We start from the raw sequence: 20,437 nt of genomic DNA, 5'->3' as shown, positions 1-20,437 counted from the left end.
TAAGGAACAAACAATGACATGCGATTTCACAGCACTCGAAACGACTTTATCCGACTCGTTGAGTTTACCGAACCAGCCAGAGGGTTTCGCATTTAAAGCCTGGCGGGATTGGGCAGGAATCATAGCGTCAACGGGATGCGCAATCCATTGTGCTATGATGCCATTCGCGATCGCCTATCTGCCCACGCTCGGACTTAGCTTCTTGGCGAACGAGTCATTTCACAAGTGGACCGCATTGGTTTGTTTTGCACTTTCATTGACCGCATTCGCACCTGGACTTCGCAAACACAGACGATTGATACCAGTCATCGTTGGCAGCATTGGATTAGCGTTGATCCTCGTTGCGGCATTTGGTTTCGATGACAAATGTTGTGTCACTCTACCAAGCAACGCGGCCGCATATGGCACGAACTGTGTTGATACCTGCTGCACGCACATTACAAAGAAAACGTTGCCACGAGCAGGGGATCGCACAGACGCTGCGGACTCGCCCTCGAATACAGAGTCTGCTATGACGTCATCTGGGTCAACAATATTCGCTTCATGGCTAACTCCGTTTGGCAGCCTCGCTCTCATAGGCGCCCATTTACTCAATCGACACTACAGTTGTCACTGCCCTTGTTGCAGTAGCGAAGCTTCCGAACCGACGGTTTGATGGTCATCGCCGCCAACGATAAGATCACTGATGAAATTTAACTATTAGGTCGATAAACTTCACCGTGCCTAGTGAAGTATCGCCCCCAGCTGGACATCCCCTTTAGGACACCTAAGCCGAGTAATTCTACGACCTAAAGCCCCAATGTTGTAGTCCTCGTTTCTCTAAACAAGTAGACGAAACACCAATTGGAATCATTCATAATGGTGAGTGATGGGTTGCAAATGGTACCGCGAGACGACTTGCGAAGATCTTGTTCGACCAGCAGATAGAGTGTTTCGGCTGTAACGTGCGGCCTTTAAAACCACATGCTTTACTAGAATGAAGATTTAAACGATAACACAAACTAAGTATGGTATGCCTATCGAAACTATGTCGTTTCCGAGTGGTTGACAAAACATAATACTAGTGTACCCGTGGAGACGCTGCCGATTTTTTGAAACGCACTTCATTCGGGAAACACCGACCGATTCTGTACCTAAAGACGCACCAAATGATCAAACAGACAATGCTCTTTGCCCTCGTCCGCGGAGGAGTCCAAGCGAAATCCCATGATCAAACCAGAGAATTGCTAAGAGGCCGGGCAGATATCATCTTGGATTGCAGCCTAGTCGATTGGTGTGGTGTATCGACAACAGACTTGAAGCGATAACACGTTGTTCCTGATCTTACTTCAATTCGTAGTCGCGTCGCAGTTGAACTTGGATCCGGATAATCGGATACTCAAGAGCCGACTTGTCACGTAACCTGATACGCCACCCGATTGGAGTCCTGCCCGTGCAAAGCTGCAGACAACGACCGTATCCCGATTTCACAACTCGAACATCATCGGTTGGCCTTGCAATATCGATGCTGATTTTCGCAGTTTTCTCGGTCAAAACCGGCTTTTCTGCCGAGGCGACAAACGCGCCGAACATTGTGTTAATCATCTCAGACGATCAAGGTTGGAACGACATTGGCTATCACAATGATTCCATCAAGACACCTCACCTCGATCAACTAGCCGCCCGTGGTGTGAAGCTCTCGCAGCATTATGTCAATCCGACTTGCTCTCCCACTCGGGCGGCATTGATGGCTGGGCAATACGCCAGCCGATTCGGCATTCTGACACCGCTCGCCGATGCGAAAAAACTGCCAACCGATCAGACACTTCCGAAAAGTCTTGGATCAGCCGGCTATTCAACGCACATCAGCGGCAAATGGCATATCGGAACAGTCCCCGAAGCTCGTCCACTCCAATATGGATTTCAAACCTCTTACGGTTATCTCCGGGGACAGATTGATCCATATACGCATCTCTATAAAAACGGCAATCAAACTTGGCACCGAAATGATGAATTGATATCCGAAGATGGACATGCGACAGACTTAATCACGGATGAGGCTATTCGTGTCATTCAAGCATCCGCTAGCAACGCTCAACCGTTCTTCCTATATGTCGCCTATAGTGTGCCTCACTACCCGCTGAAAGAGCCTGAGGAATGGCTATCTATCTACGAAGAAGACACGTTTAACGATGAATGGCGACGACTCTTCGCCGCTAGTGTCTCGCATATGGATGATGGAATCGGTCAAATTGTCGATGCAATTCGCGACTCCGGGCAGGAACAAGAGACTGTTATCGTCTTCGTCTCCGATAACGGAGGCCAGAAGAACTGGTCGGCTCCTAAGAGTCAATACGATGGGCAATACGCCAATCATGAAACCCTGGGAAATAATGAACCGCTGCGAGGGTGGAAGACGGATCTTTTCGAAGGGGGCATTCGAGTTCCGGCCTTTGCCGTTTGGCCGAAGAAAATCCCAGCGGGGACAACCGTGGATACGCCGACCCATATCGTCGATTGGTTCCCAACTCTTCTAGCACTTGCTTCGAATCAGAAAAAGCCTGAGAACGCATACGATGGCCAGAACATTTGGCCGCTGCTTACAGGCACTCAAAAGACTGATCAAAGCAAACGGACATTCTACTGGCGAACACCGAACGAGTTAGCAATCCGTGTCGGCGACTGGAAGCTAATTACCAATCGCGACTTTCAGAATACAAAGCTGTTCGATCTGGCAGACGATCCCAATGAGAAGCAAGACCTAGCCAACCAACAGCCGAAGCGACTCGCGACACTCCTTCAACAGCTAAAGCAACAACGTTCGATGGACTGAATCAATTGCTAGTTATTTACGAAGCTGGGTGAAGCATTCGTTTCACAGAGTGTATTCGGGGCTGGTCACGCCTCGTCTGCAAGTCGCTTTTGAATGGCGACCACCTCATCACGTTTTGAAACGAATGCTTCAAAAACTTGCGGGTCGAAATGAGTCCCGACCTCGTCTTTCATGATGGAAAAACAAGCGTCGACGGGAACTGCGTCTTTATAACAACGTTTCGTACTAAGCGCATCAAAGACGTCGGCAACGGCCGTGATGCGTCCTTCAATTGGAATATCCAACCCTTGAAGACCAAGTGGATATCCCGTGCCGTCCCACCATTCATGATGCGTCAGGGCAATACTCGTCGCCATTTCGAGTACAGGAGACTTCGCTGCTCCGAGAACCTTTGCACCAATGTCAGCGTGTAAGCGAAGTGCCAGTTCGTCCCGGGGCGAGAATCGTTGCAAGATGCGTTTACCGATGCTCGCGTGCTTTTGCATTAGATCAAACTCATCTTCCGTCAGGCGTCCCGGTTTCTTGAGAATGTCATCGGAAATTCCAATTTTCCCGACGTCATGCAGTTGGGCTGCCTGCTCGATACAATCCACATATACAGAGTCGAAGCCAAGAGCTTCCGCTGTAATCCGGGCATACCGCCCAACACGTAGAATGTGGTAACCGGTGTCGTCATCGCGAAATTCCGCTGCCTTCGCGAGACAATGCAGAATGTCACGCCGCGAAGCTTCCAGTTGAGCTGTCCGTTCGTAAACTTCAGTTTCAAGCTGTTTGGAGTAATCGCTCAGTTGATTCTGATGATGTTTAAGCGTCAACAGATTTCCGACCCGCGGTGCAAGTTCGCTCGGATCGATCGGCTTGTTGAGAAAATCGTTCGCCCCACCTTTAAGGGCAGCAATGCGAGTTGGACGGTCCGTCGAGGCTGTTAGAATCACGACAGGCGTATGGACCATCCGCGGATCTTGCCTCATTTCCGTCAGGATTTCTTGACCACTCACATGGGGCATCATTAAGTCTAAGAGAACCAGGTCCGGAGATTCGTAACGAATCAAATTGAGCGCCTTGCGTGCGTCACTTGTTGATTCAAAATGAGTGTACCCTTCGATTCTGAGAAGTCGCGTCACAACCTTGATGTTGACCGGTTCGTCATCCACAACGACGATCTTCGCGTCAAGAACGTTACTAGGACAAAGACCACCTAACGCGTTTGGCCCGATCGCATGCTCGGATTGAGTGACTGTTGGCTCACAGGTCAGAATATTCATGAATCAGTGATTCCTACGTTCGTATCGTTTATCAAAGGACTAACCGCCCTTTGAGTTCGCAAATCGTTCTAAGCGGCCCGGCCACTTCCCCATAGATTCCTCGATCGACAATGTCTTCCAAGGTGGTGGCGGGTTCGGTAAAGCATCCGAATCCTACAGTCCCTGCCGCACCTCTAAGCCAATGGGCTAGCTCTCGCAGTCGGTTCATATCGCCATCATCACAGGCATGCTTCATCTTTGTGATGTTGGTATCTAGCTTCTCCATAAACTCTGCGACAATCTCTCGGATCTCTACGTCATCCGTTGGCAGTAGCGAATGGATCGGCCTTGTGTCGAACTCTTCAGGTTTAGTGGTCTTATGCAGTTTTCCTAAGACCTCATAGAGTTCATCGGCATCAACCGGTTTGGCAAGATATCCTGTGCAGCCGGCGTTTTGGCATTTTTCCTGATCGTGTTGCATCGCATGAGCGGTTAAAGCGACAATGGGTCCCTCAAATCCGAACTCGCGGATTCTTCGCGTTGCCGAGTAACCATCGAGGACTGGCATTTGCATATCCATTAGGATGCAATCGAATTCGGTCTTCGACACTAAATCCACTGCAACCTGACCATTCTCCGCCATCCGCGCTCGCGCTCCTGAGCGTTCGAGGAGGAGACGAATCAGCTTTCGATTCGTGTCTCCATCGTCTACAACAAGCACGCTAAGACCAGTTAGGTCTCGTTCGACAGATGTCGTGGCCCTAAGGTCGGCACCTGGCAATTCCCATGGTTTTTCAAGTTCATTGATCTGAGAGATCTCCCCAGTCGGCACGCGAATTGAGAATGTAGTACCTTGCCCAACAGTGCTAGTCAGGGTGAGACTCCCGCCGAGGGCTTCCACAATTTTCTTGCAGATTGTAAGACCAAGTCCGGTACCGCCGTATCTTCGCGTCACGGTTTCGTCGGCTTGCACGAACGGACTAAATATCGCTTCGAGTTTCTCAGGCGGAATACCAATGCCTGTATCCCGAACTTCAATAACCAACTCCGCATCATCATCAAGATTCTCGACGCGGGCAACAATTAGCACGGATCCTTGATCCGTGAACTTGATCGCATTGCCGACCAAGTTCATTAGTAACTGTTTCAGTCGATAGCTATCACTGGTGATCGTTTCAGGAATTGCGCTTTCCCACCGATAGTCGAGACGAATGCCTTTCTCGACGGCGCCGACCCGAAGGACGGAAACGACGTCTGAAAGTATATGTTGCGGCGAGCAGGGGATACTCTCGACAGTCATCTTGTCGGCTTCGATCTTTGAAATATCGAGAATATCGTTGATCAAGTTGAGAAGATGTCTTCCGCTGCCTTGGATCGTCTGCAAATGTTCTTCGAGTTCTGCACGAGGCACTCGGTCGCGAAGCAAAACTTCGGTAAACCCAAGAATCGCATTTAACGGCGTGCGAATTTCGTGACTCATGTTGGCCAAAAACTGACTCTTGGCTAGATTGGCCGACTCAGCTTCTCGCATGGCGTTTTCTAGGTCTTTGGCGCGTCTTCTCCGTTCGGTGATATCCGCCTGCGTTGCAATGAAATGTGTTAGTTCGCCGGTCTCGTTGCAGACGGGTTCGATTTCTAAACTAATCCAATAGGGCTGACGATCTTTATGATAGTTGAGAATCTCGACACTGACACTTTGCTTGCTCCGAACACGTTCGCTAATGAGTCGAACAGTTTCTGCGTCGGTCTCAGGACCTTGAAGCAAATCACCCGGTTTGCGACCGATGGCCTCCTCCGATGTGTAGCCAGTGAGATTTGTGAACCCCTCGTTGACCCACTCGATCTTGCCATCCGGCCCGGCGATAATGACTGAGTGGCGGGTCTTGCTGGCGACGAGAGACAGCTTTGCAATCTGCTCTTGATTCGTTCGCTCTTCAGTAATGTCTTGAGTCGCTGCAATTAAATGGTCTGGTTGGCCTTGATCGTCAAATACTAGTGAAAGCGTTAGTCGCCCCCAGACTTGGTGGCCAAGCTTGTGCAGATAGCGTTTATCAATTTGAAAACTCGACTGTTTGCCCGACATTAGTCGCTTCATTGCTTGCTGATGTAGCGGGATGTCATCAGGATGAGTGATGTCTTGGAAGCGTTTGGTGACGAGTTCTGTTGGACTATATCCAGTAATCTCGCAGTAACGATCATTCACTCGAAGATAGGAGCCATCCAAATTCTTGACTGCCATTCCCATGGCGGTTTGCTGGAATCCTTCCTTGAACAACTTTTCTCCAGCTTCGGCTCGCTTTCGGGCGTCGTCCAACTCGACAGCCTGTTCGGCTTGAGAGACCATTTCCGCAACACTTTGCCGAATGATGATCATCAACAAAATGACTTCAAAGAACACCCACGCAGCATGTTCCAGCCAACGCCATTCGGACGCTGTGGCGACACCAAACACGGATTCTGGCCACCAGACGCCTCGAACTAAGTGATCGACGGCGACAATGACAGTCGCAGGTGCCAGCACATAAGGGTCCCGATACGCGGCTAAGAACGCCAAAGACCCAAAGACATGAAAATGCGTTTCGATGCGGCCACCACTGAGATGAATGAGCAGCGTCGAGAATAGAACCTGGCTACAGGAGATGATCAGCCGTGTGACTCGTTGCCCTGGTATGAGAATCGCCATTGCGATCGGTAGAGATGCGAGCAGAGCACCGCCGAACACAGCCATCATGACATGCGGGTGCAGTTCACTCTGCGAACCATTCCAGGTCCGCGGTGAAACATACAATGCCATCAGGATTCCGCCCAACCATTGGATCAGCATTAGGCATGCAAACATCCGATCGGTACGAGTGTGAAGCGAACGAAAATGTTCCGCGAGATGACAGCGAACGTTTTCGTCTTTGAGAGAGCTATTTTCGGCTCGCCCGATGAGGAATGACTTCATTTGCAGACGGACTCCCTACAGCATGGAATTTTCTGCTTCGGTTGATCGTCGCTCGTTACTTGAGGGGTCGCCCCCAAGACACAACCGACAGCCAAACGCCGGTGTCGATTCCAGGGGGACGCTTACCTCTTGAGACAATAGTGATCGCAGGCGATTCCCACCTGTGCTTGCCCCCTCGTGTCCTCGTGAAACGGTGACTCCGCCGGCGAAGAGTTGCTCTCCGTCCGCGTCGTATAGAATCACAAATCCGCTTGTGCGAACTTGAAAACACCGCGATTCCCGGCCGTCAACGTCCCATACAACTCGGCTTCTTGGCAGTTGGGATGCAAGTTGCATGACATCGGTCTCGCGCCAATCTTTACCCGCATCCTTAGGCAGCGTTGCAACCACGAGGATGTTTGGTTGTTGAGCTGAAGAAATCCTTCGGGTTCCTAGTAGTCGCATTAGCTCGTGCAATGTCGACCGTGTACATGGACAACGGGGGTGCACAAAGACCAATAGCGTCGGCCGGTCTTTTGCGGGGACAAGCGTTGGTGTCGACGGCCACTTTGCAGAGTTCATCCGCACTTGATTGTCTGTTGAGAACTCGTAGCTAGTCGTACACCAGGCCGCTCCTGCAACGGCGAACGCCCATATCGCAGCCACGATCCCCCAAGCTACGCGTGGAACATATGACTGCAATTGCATCACAACGGCGTCCGAACAGGTCTACATGACTCGGGTGATTTTTACGTACGAAATATAGATTCTTGTTGTCAGATCACATCATCGAATGAGACAAAAAAGCAACTGGGAGACGTCCCTGGGTTGCGATTACGCAAAAGGAACGAGTTATACAGGCACAATGCAATCTGCAGTGGATCGCATTTACAGGTCCCTGGCGTACGCGAAAGACTCCATGAAACTCTGTACGCTAAGAACGCGTGTCGAGACATTCAGGTGGAACGGGGCGATTTTGCCGACGATACTTATGACTGCGACAGTCACCGAGGTAATAAGAATTACCCACTCGACAGAAACGAAATCGCGTACTTAGAGACAAGCGCATCTAGCGATGCTGTTTGGACCGGGAATTCCGAGCCTTCAATAGCGCGTGAATCTAGAGCGATCGGATTGCTTGCGGAACTTTCACTCCATGTGAAAGCTCAACGCGGACTAGATTTACTGTGTGATGGACATGGCCGTTTCGGCAGCATGGTCCCAGAACCGGGCTTCGGCATCCCAACCGAGACTTCGATATAAACTGGCAATGTGCTTGCGAACTTTCACATCGGCCGGTCGTTGTGCCGCCACACGTTCGAGGCGATTCAGCTCAACTTTCGTGTCAAGCAATTCGCGATGTCGATTGAGATGCTTTTGGGCCTCGTCCAGTTTGCCTTGTCGCGCCAGGATCTTTCCGAGCTGGTAATGAACCTTCTCGTCGGACGGGGTCAATTCCAAGATTCGTTGAAGTTGAGTGACAGCATCCGCCAACTCATCATTCGCCGAATGGACACGAGCGACTAACGCGAGTGCTTCGACATTGTCGGACTGGTGCGACAGGACCGTTTTCGCAACCGCCAACGCTTCGTCCCGACGCCCCTCTAATTCGAGCAACTTGGCCCGAACTAAGGGTGCATCCGCCAGCAACTGCGGCGAATCTTTCTGTAGCGAGTCGAATTCTGCACGTGCGTCCGCAGCTTGCCCGAGCACGATGAGCGCTTCGATGTACTGGAGCTGAAAAGGGTCGTCCTCCGGATGACTCATCCGTTGAATGAGTTCGCGTAGCGTCTCCGCGAGTTGATTGAAATCTTGACGATCTTCAAAAACGAAAGCCATCACTCGATAAGGCCCGGGATCCGCCGGAGCCATTTCGATGAGTTCCTGGCAATACGCAAGTACCTCTTCACTGCGGCCAAGTTCGTAGTGAATCATCGTGGCTAAACGGAGAACATCCCCCCGTAACTCCGCATCACTGGGAGCCTTCCGATCAAGAGCCTCTAGAATAACCAAGTCTGCGATTGCCGGTTGTTGTCGGCTCTGAGTGATGAAGGCCGTTGTCAACAAGTCCGAAGTCGGCACCGCCGACAAGTCAAGCTGTTTAACCTGAGACACGAAACCATCGACCGGCCCTTGGACTAGCCGTGCCGCTAGCAAGAGCAGTTCGGCAGCGTCCTTTTGTTGAGTACCGTGTTCTAGGTACTCCCGAAGTTTCGATTCTGCGGCCTTGGCGGCATCGAGTCTCTCGGAAGCATCCGTGTTAGTCTGAAGGCTCGCCAACAACTCTCGGGCCGCATCGAGTTCTGCGGATTGCTCACCCATCGGGCGAAGATACATCCATGCCCCGACGGACACAGACACCAGCACGACAATCCCAATCAAAATGAGTGCCAGCTCACGCAGCGGCTGTCGTTGGGTTTCAATCGACGGATTTGACATGTTGACCGTCACCTTCGGCGAGACGATGTGTCTTCAGCTGTTCCAAGTTTTGAAAGACTTCTGTATGTCCACCCGGCCATGTCACGGTGACATCGGCGGGTTCCGAGTCAACCAGGGGGAACACGATTCTAGGGTCGAAGTAGGAACAATATCCACCGCCGCCTCGTACCCAACGCGCCAGAGTTCGACCGGCAACCGTGACCGACACTTTGGCCCCGACCGCGTTCGGATTCGCTTTCGTGCCATTTAATAACACACTGACCCAGTGCATGGGAGGATGCTGATTTCGCAACATGGCGACCGGATCATTTTGATGCACGACGACGAGATCAAGTCCACCATCGTTATCCAGATCTCCTACAGCTGCACCACGGGCTGAGTGGAGCACACTGAAATAGGGTCCCCCTTCCGATGTCACTTCGACGAATCGTTGACCCTCCTGATTTTCAAATAGCTGCGCCGGTTGAAAGTAAGGGCTGTCGACACGTTCGTAAGCAACATGCCCGTTTGCAACGAAGATATCCTGCCAACCATCGTGATTAAAATCAGCCAAGGCAGTCCCAAATCCAACCCAGCGATTCGATGGTCCCCGATGCCCGGTCGTGTTCGTGACGTTGACAAAACTCACTCCGGAAACTTTTTGAAGTAGGGAATTGTCCTGCTGGGCATAATTCGTATACCAGAGATCGGGTAAGTTGTCTCCGTTGAAGTCGCCGACGTCGACCCCCATCGATCCTTCACGTTCACCACTGTCGGAATAAGCAACACCCGCTAGTTCGCCCATCGAGCGGAATGGAAACTCCGAGCCTCCGAGGTAGAGTTGATTTGCTTCAACATCATTGGCTACGAAGAAGTCGATCCACCCATCGCCATCAAAGTCCGTGCACACAATGCCAAGCCCGCGATTCCGTTCAACAAGCCCGACCTCATTTGTAATATTTTCAAACGTACCGTCACCGCGATTCCGGTAGAAAACGTCTCTGCTGCCGGGAAACAAAGTCGGACCACAAACGTCGCGAAAACCTTGGTCGTTTTGACAAGTGAGGTTTTTGTCGGGTTCCCATTCGGCGTACGTCACAACATAGAGGTCGAGCGCACCATCTCGGTCGACATCGGCAAAAGCACCAGTGACACCCCAGCCGTCGAAATCGAGATTGGCTTGTTTGGTGAAATCCTCGAAGCCTTTTCCGGCATTATTTCGATACAACCGGAGACCTCGATATCCGCAAACCAGCAGATCGTCCCATCCATCGGCATTGATGTCTCCCACCGTGCAGCCATGGGAGAAAAACGCCGCTTCCGTGAGTCCCGTTTCTTCGGTGACGTCCACGAAATTCCAATCGCCATCATTGCGAAACAAGGCGGAACGATGCCCCCGCGGTTGGATCGGGTCGCCTTCGAAGTACCCGCCGCCTGTGATGAAGACGTCGACGTCTCCGTCGCGATCGAAGTCGAACACCGCGACACCGCCACCAACAGACTCTAATAGTTGATAGTGGCCGGATTCGCTTCCGTCACGGTAGGCAAACTCGAAGCCGGCTGGCTGCACAACTTCGAACCAGTCGGCTTCTTTCAGAGGTGCCATTTCCGTGGCTCGGGACTGGTTCATCGGTAGGAGCGCACTGCGAGTTTTGTCCGCACTCGCGGAAGATTCAATCGGCAATCGACCTAAGGAATCGCTCGATGGTTTTGGCTCTTGGGGAGTCTTCTCACTGCAAGAAAGGCAAAGACAAAGAGTGACCAGAAGAGCGGCAAGCTTGGGAAATACGTTGAATCTCACCATTCGTAATTCTGCCAGTTTGCCGCATCTCCTCACTCGTTCGAGGTTCACGGTTTTTCCACCGTGATCTCAAATTCATTCGATGCGGCTTTGACTTCTTTTGTGATATCCGTCGAGACAACTGATGTGTACTTTTCGGCGACGACAAATTCCTCAGTCGCCATCTTACCAGTATTCTCGCTGCCTTCCGAGTGTGCACTGATGTCGGCACCGCCACCTAGATTGCGAAACCAGACCTTGTAAGTTCCGGGAGGTGCACCAGCCTCGTCGTCGCCGAATCCTTGAACATCGAAAGTGCCATCAGAGTTAATCTTGGCCTCAGTTTCATAGGTATCACTGGAGAACACAATGATCCCCTTGGTCAACGGTGTGCCGTCCGAAAACTTGACCGTTCCACTGAGGGAGAAGTTATCTCCACCACCGCACCCAACGAGCAGAAAGCATGCAGACATGGCTAGCGCCGAAGCCACTGAAGTTTTCATTGTCGATCCTGAAAGGTAAGAAGTAAACTTGCAAAACAAAAGAAGGGCCGCCTTCTCGGGCGGCCCCTTCGGCCGAATATAAACTCGGTGTTCTCAGATTATGGCAATTCGAAAGTTGTTCCATCGGAACGATGAGCCAACTGACGACGAATCAACTCTGGTGTGTTGTCGCTGATTCCGCGAACGGAACCATCGCCGAGGAGGAAGTGACACACGCCTGGGTGCCAGCTACCCATTCCGACGGCTCCGCCAGCAGGGTTACCCGAGGTGTCATTCGCACCTTTGCCGAAGCGGTGGCGAAGGTTACGAGCGACGTTGTACTCACGCCAGCTGCCTTCAGAGTAGGACCAGCTACCGTCTTGTTGGGTACCGTTACCACCGCAGCAGTTTCCAAATTCCGCAGCTGCGATGTGCTTTTCGCCAACGATTGCGGTGTTTGTCAGACCGTCTGTGATGTCACGGAAAGCTGCACGAGGCTTCCAGCTACGCCATCGATCGTCTCCACTGAGCGAACAATCATTCTTTGAGAGACGGATTGCACCTTTTTGGTTGCTCACATGGCCATTGTCACAGCTGTTGTAGTGGTTCCACCAACCGTCTTCGTTATTAGTGTCAGTAATCTCACGATACAGGAAGACGACGGCATAGTCGCCCAAAGGACCACGTTGCGTTCCGCCATCTTTGGTCCCGCTGTCACGACGGGATGGGCAGAAATAGTCAGGAATGGCCCCCAATGCACTTCGCTCAGTGCTATTGAGATTATCCCAGTTCGTGTCCATGTGAATGCCGATGTCGGTTTTGTTGGTACCCGCATTGGCACCTCCCACGAATACTTCGTAGGCGTTTTGTTGTTCCAAGTAGGGAAGAATCAGTACCCAGAACGACGCGCGACCCGGACCAATTGCGAGTGGTGGCAAACCATTGTTGACGTCATGGAAGTTGTGAACGGCAAGACCAAGCTGTTTCATGTGGTTCTTGCACTCCGTTCGCCGGGCGGCTTCTCGAGCTTGCTGTACTGCGGGAAGCAGCAGAGCAATCAAGATCGCGATAATAGCGATCACCACGAGGAGCTCGATGAGCGTGAACGCAGCGCGTACAGACTTTCTCGGCACAATGATGTTCCTTAATAAGAGTAGAAATTAGTTTCGAGAAGACGAAGCTTGAAAGGATGGGGGCAAGAAAAGCTCTCCCAATCGAATCGAGTGCCCTTGATCATGTCAGAAATGACCGCAAAGTCAACTCAATTTGTTTAAGGCTCGGGAAAAATCGGTAAAATAATCACCAAAAATCCCTGCGTTCGTGGCATTCTTGCACTTTGAGGGTGGTCATGCAGGGCTTTGGATACCCATTCGATTTCGACGATCCAATCGGTTAGATTCGACTAATCCTTGGATGATTCAACGGAACCGTTAGGTACGGAAGAAGACCTTAAACGGTACACACGTTTCCTTAGTGTGTTAGTATTTTCACTGACTGTAAACACGTTATTCACGGGTAAATTTTCGAACGTCTGAGTGTTACCGGTCGTTGGCCAATAAACTTCCAATTGGTCGACTTTTGCCGCCTGACCGACACCAATGTGCTGCCGGAGGGAGTTCGCACCGAAACTTCCGCCACTGCCAACCCAGGTGTACACAGTCCTCGGTTCCGAGTCGACCGATTCGCGAAACGTCGCTCGAATTTGCACACCGATCCCCGAACGATTCGACTCTTGCCCGATCACTTGGACAGTAATCGAGTGACGATCAAAACCGGGGTTCTCGAACAATACGTTCCGGAACGCGTCAGCGGGGTAGGCCCCGCCCATTTCTAGAAACAGATCTTGGTCGCCGTCTTCGTCAAAGTCCCCGAAAGCGACTCCGTGTCCTTTTTGAAGATGCCCAACACGCGCAGCGGTCGTGACATCAGAAAACCGCGATCCTTGTTCGTTGTGGAAGAGCCGATTCGGCATCAGTCCGCGGAAACCTGGATAGCCGGTCCCGAGATAGAAATCCGGGTAGCCATCGTTATCGACATCGCCAAAATTCGCCCCCATCGGTTGTGTCTCACTCGATAGACCAACTTCTTGAGAGACGTTCGTAAATTGCGTCCCGTCGTTACGGTAGACGGCGTCGGGCTCGGACTCGGTATCCATGCCCATGTAGTCTGCTGCAATATGTTTCACGCCGACAAGATAGCTCGACACAAACAAGTCAAGCCGACCATCTTGGTTGTAGTCCCAAAACCAGACCGGGAAACTGTGAATCGGCCCGGCAACTCCCATTTCAGCCGCAACGTCTTCAAAGGTGCCATCCTGCATGTTTCGGTACAGTCGGTTTTCTTTTCCGAGATTCGAGACATACAAATCCGGGTACCGATCATTGTCGAAGTCCCCCCAAACAACTCCCTTGGCTTTGCGATTGTTTTCGACTCCGGCGGTAGCGGCGATGTCTTGAAACGTGCCATCACCCTGGTTCTCGAACAATTGTGATGCTCCGACTTCGTTTCCGATGTACAAGTCGAGATCGCCATCGTTGTCGAAATCAGCCCAGGCACCGGTTTGAGTCGCATAGTGTTTTTCGCCAAAACCGACGTCAAACGAGACATCGCGAAAATTCCCTTTACCGTCGTTCTGCAATAGCGAATTCGGATAGTTCCCGTTCGATTCTAACCACGCTCCGCGAAGCACTAAAACATCGATATCGCCATCATCGTCGTAGTCAGCTTGGACCAAATTCAGCCCGCCGAACAAACCCGTTAGTCCGGATTCTTCCGTGGTATCTTCGAATCCGCCCTGGCCGTCGTTCCGAAACAGTCGAAGTTGTCCCTCAGGTGCCCAGTCTGACACCATCCAGTCCAAGTCACCGTCGCCGTCGAGATCTTCAACAAGGGAACCGCCGCTACAACTCATCGTATCGACACCGAGTCGCTTGGCACTGTTCGTGAACGCCGGGAAATCGACATCCGAAGCAAACGCCTCCGGGGGAATCAAGAACGCTGGAGGCACGCCGTCGGGATACTCGCCAAGTGTCATCGCTGCTACGTTAAGTAACCACTTCGCGGTGAGACTACTTGGCTGACGTTTGAGAAGTGTGATGAGATACTTCTTGGCTTTCTCGCTGCCGTCTTTTTTCTGGTGGATTCCCGCGTTGCGAATTGGGAAGATACAGCTTTCGCCGGTCTCGCAATGCACACAGTTCTGAGTTTCCCCAAGTCGCAGCCAAGCCACCGCAAGATCGATATAGAACAACTCAATTTGCTCGCGGGACATCTTCTCTTCGATAAAGGGCAACAACTTCAACGCTTCTTCAAGGTACTGGACTGCTTCCTCGGTCTTTCCCAGACGCAATTCGTGTGGTGCCAATAACCACAGTGTTTCGAACCGTGCGAGGTCAGTCCGATTCGTCTGCGGATCAGACAACAACTTTCGTAACTCTTCGACTTGTTGCGTCTGAAAGTATTCGTTCGATTTGCGAGCTTCGAACCGGATTCGCGACAACTCCCAGATCATTCGCTCGTGCGCGTCTTTGGGGCGAAGGTCCTCGGACGACGCATTGGAAGTCACTGGTTCATCGTCCGAACGACATCCGGCGACGAAACAAATGGTCGTCAGAACTAGAGCGACGGGGAGCAATCGGGAATTGTTGAGGGAGTGCGTTTTCATACCCCCATGCTACGACAGCGAGAATAGCGGATAAAGTGATCTGCGAGAAAATTGGTCTCGGGTGAGACGAACGTTTTTCGACGCTTGGCGACTCAGACCCCATCATCGTGTCGGTCCTCGTCAAATATAAAAACCCCGCTAATTGCTAGAACGCAGTTAGCGGGGTTGTATGAGACAATAGCAATTTGGTCCGGCTTACTCTTCCGCACCTTGAGCAGGTAACAGGAATGGATTTTCACCGTCCACGAATTCACTCGACTCGTTCGTGGCTGTTGGTTCGAGATCGGCCATCTCTGCGAATTCCGCTGCGGTCACACCTGTTGCCGCTCGGAAGCCATCGGTGGAAGTTGTTTCCGGAACTTCGACCGCTGGTTGTGCAGCGGGTTGGTCGATGACGTTCGTCTCAGTGGGCAGTGGAGTTTGCGGAGCAATCGGAAGTTCTGCTTCAATGATATCCGCAGGGGATTGATCCCACGAAGTGTCGTAGTTTTCCAACTCCGGCGGGGGCATCACGAGTTGTGGAGCCGCACCGTCACTGACAACCAATCCCGGTTGCAAGAACCAATTGAACCGCCAAGGCTGAGTGCGAAGTTCCCAGCGTTCTTTCGAATCGCGGTACGCTTTCTCTGGCCAAGCCCCTTCTTCAAGATAGATGGCGTTGTAATCAAGCAGTGACCCCTTTTCGAAGTGCACGTTTTTGACAGCCAGAGAGTATTCGACGACAGACTGATAGTAAGACGTCTCCGCTTCGGCCAATCGGCGTTGAGCTTCGAGGAGAACATCCAGCGACGCGGCGTCGGCTTCGTAGGCCGCCTCGACAGCTTCGAGGTGTTGAGTTGCTGCCAACCGACGGTTGTAGTTTGTTTCCACCACAGCGTAAGCCCGAGCGGCATCGGAGATGGCGTTGCTCAAGTCGAGAGCGACGAGTCGTTCCTGTTCCCGCAACACGGCTCGTTCGCGAGACAACCGCAGTTCCGCATTCCGCACCGCCGAGTGAGCCCGTCGGAAGCCGAAGGGAATGTTGAGTTCCAAGCCGTATTGGTATTCTTGGAAATCGCCATTGAAGAGGTTGTCGTACGCGTTATTCAACTCGCGATTGCGGAAGCTGGAATCAAACCGGGCTTGTCCCGCCGATCCCACACTCGATGCCGCATCTTGGTGTTGCTCGAACAAATCGCGTCCGAAGCCACGCCAGCGATACAAACCGACGACATCCAACTGAGGCAACAGGAAGTTGCGTGCGGCTTTCAATTCTAACTCGCGGCTACGAATGACCCAGCGTTGCTGACGAAGTTCCACACGTCGGCCGACCGCTTCGGTCAGAGCCTGATTCCAGTCGAAGGCGACCGGTGCCAAACTGGGTTCGTCCGCGGGACGCAGCAATTCGTTCTCGGTAATCGGCATACCGATCATGTAACGCAACCGACGTTCTGCGACCAACACACCACCATTTGCCCGGAACGTCCCGCCGCTACTGCCGTTGTTGCCCCGGGTGGGTTGCAACAGTCGACCGTTGAGCGAGTTCTGCACTTGCTCTTGGAAACGGAAGTATTGTTCGCGAGCCTGAGCTTCTTTGTCCGCTTCGCCACCTTGACGCCCGGCTTGATACAAAGCATGTACCGCCCGCCAAGTTTCCAATGCGGAATCACGAGCGGCGATTCGGGCATCTAGTTCCCGATAGGCGTAGTAGAGATCGAGGTAGACGTTCTCCACATCGTTCACCAACGCCCGCACGGATTGTTCAAACTCCGCTTGGCTGATGTCGGTATTCACACGGGCGATCAACACACCGTTGTAAACGCCAGGAGTGTCGCTGGGACCAGCGATGCGGTTGAAATCGATGCCAGCTCCCTGCAGCAACGGTTGACGAACTTCCGCCTCGTACTGCACCGTCCAAGCACTTCCGAACTGGTTTCCGGGAGCATTGTTGGCGTCGTAATCGGTAATGTTCCGAAGGGCAAACTCGGTCCCGGTTGCACTGTACTTCGAAATCTCCCCTTGGAAGATACCGACGTCCTGCTTGAGAATTCGGGTACCACCCCCGAAGAACTGGTTGTTGAGTGCTCGGTCGTTCTTCTGAATCGTGGCACTGCCGGTGAACTGGGCGTCGAAGGCACTCAACGCCGCTGGCACACCGAAGCGTGGATCGAGCTCTTGAATTGCCGGATCGAAAACGCTGCGAGTACTATTCGGAGATTGCAAAACCAACCCGCCGAGATCTCGAAGCACTGTCGAGTTCGTCAGTGCCATTTGAATGGCGTCTTGCAGAGTAATTTCGCGGAAATCGGGATCGTCGTCGTCGATCGTTCGCGGTGCGACCGTCGCGAGGACTTCCTCCGGCTCAGCAACGTAGGGATCGGTATAATCGACCCGCGTCGCAGCGTTTTTGTAGTATTGCCAGTCGGCTTCTTGGTGCACGACCGACTCGTTCTTCCAAGGCAGGCCGCATCCGCTCAGCACGGTCAACCCGACGAGAAACGTCGCGACGACAGCCTTGAAACTCAGGACCGATAATAATTGCGAGTTCGTTTCCGCATCCAATACGGAAATCGCAACTGGTGAACCGGAACGGTCTAATTTGCGCTTCATGGTCAAACGATCCTGGTCCGTGGTCCGCTCGATTGCTGTCGTGTTTGTTCGACAGGTCAGCCGCATTGACACATCACGCCATTGACGAGGCAAGGCCCAGACCCGTGAGTACTTCCAGTTGTCCAAAGGGGAGGCCCTCCTGCCACAGTGTTCGCGAGGCGGTCGGTCAATACGGAGCGATCGAATCGCATTCGCAATTCCGCCTGTGTCCTTACAATCGGCATAACCTGAACATTGCAACGCCGGAAGTCGGTGGAAAATTCGAAATTTTCGGATTGACCGACACGGCTTTTCAGATTCCGGCGCACAAACGGCTTGTTTGCTCAAGCCCGCAGATTGCCATGCCGACGCGAATGGAAAAGTGAGAAGTTTAGGCAGTTGGCGGCAAGATTTTATCCGGGAATTCCCCCACGCAATCGAAGCCCGCCGCTTTGCCGAACGGTCCGACCAACGTAAACTGTTGGAATCATGGTGAACGAAACCGCCTCTGAGCAACAATCGCCGGCGCCTGCCATTGAAGACCTGGTCGATGACCTGGCCGACTTGGCTGTCAGCGGAGTCAGTTCGGACAGCTTCTATCCACAATTGCTCAACCAAAGCGTAATCGCGTTGGGTGCTCTTGCGGGTTGTTACTACACGGTTCTACCGCGTCGTCCGCAAGGGTCGCCGGATCGCTGGCAGTTGGCATGCCAATATCGAGTGGGGACACAGCCCGACTTGGCAGACTTCGTGCAACAGCCCGCACATCTCCGATTGCTCGATCTCGCCGACCGAACTGGGGAATCGCTCTCGCTCTCTCCGAACAGTAGCCCCAATAATCTCCCGGCCGGACAAGCCGACAACAAAACCGAAACGTTACTGTTGCTGTGTCCCGTCGTGGTGGAGGAAGAGACGGTTGCGTTGATTGAGGTTTTCCAACGACCGAACACCTCACGGGAAGCCCGCATTGGGTTTCAACGGTTCCTACAAACGGTTTCCGAAATTGCCGGCGACTTCCACCGGAACCTTGAGTTACGCACGCTGCGACGCCAGTTCGCCACATGGCGGCGGTTCGAGGAATTCACCGAAAACGTGCATTCTCGTCTCGATCGTGAGCAAGTCGCCTTCCATGCAGCGAACGAAGGTCGACGTTTGATCGACTGTGATCGCGTGACGGTGGGGCGAATGCAGGGGCGACGATGTCGGATTCTCGCCGTGAGTGGCCAAGCTCATCCGGATAAACGATCGAATGTGTTGCGTCGATTGGCTGCGGTGTGCGAGGCGGTTACCAAGACGCGTCAGCCACTCTGGTGGAGTGACGACACGGACGATGCACCGCCGCAAATCAAAAGCCTTCTGAAATTGTACCTCGACGATGCTCATTCCCGGTGGGTAGGTATCGTGCCTTTGCTCGAACCACAACTCGACGATCCACCGACGAAAACGCGTCCTCATGTTATTGGGGTCATAGTTGCGGAGCGGTTCGATAGCGAACACGATGTCGAATTGACAAAACAACATGCGGAAATCGTCGGACAGCACACCGCAACCGCGTTGCACAACGCAGACACGCACCAAGCAATGCCGTTCTTCACAGTGTTGAAGGCCATCCAGAACACCGCCTGGTATTTCCGACTCCGTCAACTCCCGAAAACCGTATTCGTTCTCGGGCTATTGGCTGCCGCGATCGCAGCGTTGATCTTCGTGCCCGCCGATTTGACAATCAGTGGAGACGGCGAACTTCAACCGCTGGTGCGACGGGATGTCTTTGCCCGAGCGACCGGCGAAGTGGAGACAATCCATGTCGGACACGGCAATAACGTCATCGAAGGTCAGGAACTTGTCCAGTTACGTCGCTCGGAACTCGATCTGCAAATTGCCGAAGTCACAGGAAAAATGCAAACCGATTTGGCACGTTTAGCATCCGTGCGATCGGCGGAATTGCGACGACAGACCGGCCTCACATTGGCCGAAGCTCGCATCCGGAAGGAAGAATTAGCCAGCGAAAAAGCCGAACTGCAAGCATCAATCGATAGCTTGAAAGAACAACTCGTCATTCTCCGCGAGCAAGAAGAACAACTCGTCGTTACCAGCCCCATCGCCGGTCAGGTGTTGACCTGGGACGTCGAAACCCTGCTCGCAGAACGTCCCGTCGAACGGGGCCAAATCCTGATGACGGTCGCGGATGTCGATGGACCGTGGGTCGTCGAAATTCGAGTGCCGGACCACGATATCGGTCACGTCTTGGCCGCTCAAGACACGAGTGATCACGGTTTACCTGTGTCGTTTATCCTCGCGACCGATCCCGCGACGACGTACTCTGGAACGGTGATCAAGACAGCAATGAACACCGAACTCGATGAGGAAAACGCCGCCACTGTGCTCGTGACCGTGGCGATCGATCGCGAACAGATACCGAATCTTCGGCCCGGCGCGACGGTGGTTCCGAAGATCGAATGCGGACGCCGTTCGATCGGCTACGTCTGGTTTCACGACCTCTGGGACGCCATCCGCACTTACGTCATCTTCTAAAAATCTAGAAA

The 20,437-nt window shown here is 52.7% G+C and carries 12 protein-coding genes; 3 read left to right on the top strand and 9 right to left on the bottom strand.

What is annotated here, in order from left to right:
• Positions 1-13: 13 nt before the first annotated feature.
• The gene (locus AC5DDB_RS10190; RefSeq protein WP_491739613.1) at positions 14-655 is read left to right on the top strand and encodes a MerC domain-containing protein; all 642 of its coding nucleotides are present in this window, start codon (positions 14-16) and stop codon (positions 653-655) included.
• 849 nt (positions 656-1,504) lie between these two features.
• Complete coding sequence (locus tag AC5DDB_RS10185; RefSeq protein ID WP_491739612.1) at positions 1,505-2,812, top strand: arylsulfatase B; 1,308 nt, start codon at positions 1,505-1,507, stop codon at positions 2,810-2,812.
• Between the two features lie 65 nt (positions 2,813-2,877).
• On the opposite strand, the gene AC5DDB_RS10180 is transcribed toward AC5DDB_RS10185, so the two are convergent.
• The 9 genes from AC5DDB_RS10180 to AC5DDB_RS10140 all read right to left on the bottom strand — a co-directional run bounded on the left by AC5DDB_RS10180 (position 2,878) and on the right by AC5DDB_RS10140 (position 17,915).
• A complete protein-coding gene (locus AC5DDB_RS10180) occupies positions 2,878-4,077 on the bottom strand; it encodes a response regulator (RefSeq protein WP_491739611.1) in 1,200 nt (399 codons plus the stop codon).
• A gap of 31 nt (positions 4,078-4,108) precedes the next feature.
• Positions 4,109-7,003, bottom strand: coding sequence for a PAS domain-containing hybrid sensor histidine kinase/response regulator (locus AC5DDB_RS10175; RefSeq protein ID WP_491739610.1), 2,895 nt, complete (start codon positions 7,001-7,003; stop codon positions 4,109-4,111).
• 15 nt (positions 7,004-7,018) lie between these two features.
• A complete protein-coding gene (locus AC5DDB_RS10170; protein ID WP_491739609.1) occupies positions 7,019-7,690 on the bottom strand; it encodes a thioredoxin domain-containing protein in 672 nt (223 codons plus the stop codon).
• Between the two features lie 474 nt (positions 7,691-8,164).
• The gene (locus AC5DDB_RS10165; protein WP_491739608.1) at positions 8,165-9,421 is read right to left on the bottom strand and encodes a tetratricopeptide repeat protein; all 1,257 of its coding nucleotides are present in this window, start codon (positions 9,419-9,421) and stop codon (positions 8,165-8,167) included.
• Positions 9,402-11,006, bottom strand: coding sequence for a CRTAC1 family protein (locus AC5DDB_RS10160; RefSeq protein WP_491739607.1), 1,605 nt, complete (start codon positions 11,004-11,006; stop codon positions 9,402-9,404). Before AC5DDB_RS10160 ends, AC5DDB_RS10165 begins: the two co-directional genes overlap by 20 nt.
• A gap of 242 nt (positions 11,007-11,248) precedes the next feature.
• Entirely contained in the window at positions 11,249-11,683 is a 435-nt protein-coding gene (locus AC5DDB_RS10155; RefSeq protein WP_491739606.1) for a hypothetical protein, read from the bottom strand.
• 98 nt (positions 11,684-11,781) lie between these two features.
• Positions 11,782-12,795, bottom strand: a complete 1,014-nt coding sequence (locus AC5DDB_RS10150; protein ID WP_491739605.1) for a DUF1559 domain-containing protein — start codon at positions 12,793-12,795, stop codon at positions 11,782-11,784.
• Between the two features lie 269 nt (positions 12,796-13,064).
• Complete coding sequence (locus AC5DDB_RS10145) at positions 13,065-15,326, bottom strand: FG-GAP-like repeat-containing protein (protein WP_491739604.1); 2,262 nt, start codon at positions 15,324-15,326, stop codon at positions 13,065-13,067.
• Positions 15,327-15,521: 195 nt separating this feature from the next.
• Positions 15,522-17,915 carry a TolC family protein gene (locus AC5DDB_RS10140; RefSeq protein ID WP_491739603.1) on the bottom strand — a complete coding sequence of 798 codons (2,394 nt, stop codon included), beginning with the start codon at positions 17,913-17,915 and terminating at the stop codon, positions 15,522-15,524.
• Between the two features lie 468 nt (positions 17,916-18,383).
• Between AC5DDB_RS10140 and AC5DDB_RS10135 the strand changes: the two genes are divergently transcribed.
• Positions 18,384-20,426: a hypothetical protein gene (locus AC5DDB_RS10135; protein ID WP_491739602.1), complete on the top strand. Its 2,043-nt coding sequence runs from the start codon at positions 18,384-18,386 to the stop codon at positions 20,424-20,426.
• Positions 20,427-20,437 lie beyond the last annotated feature (11 nt).

The sequence above is a fragment of the Thalassoroseus sp. genome (assembly GCF_984380535.1).
This window is presented reverse-complemented; position numbering and strand designations above follow the sequence as displayed.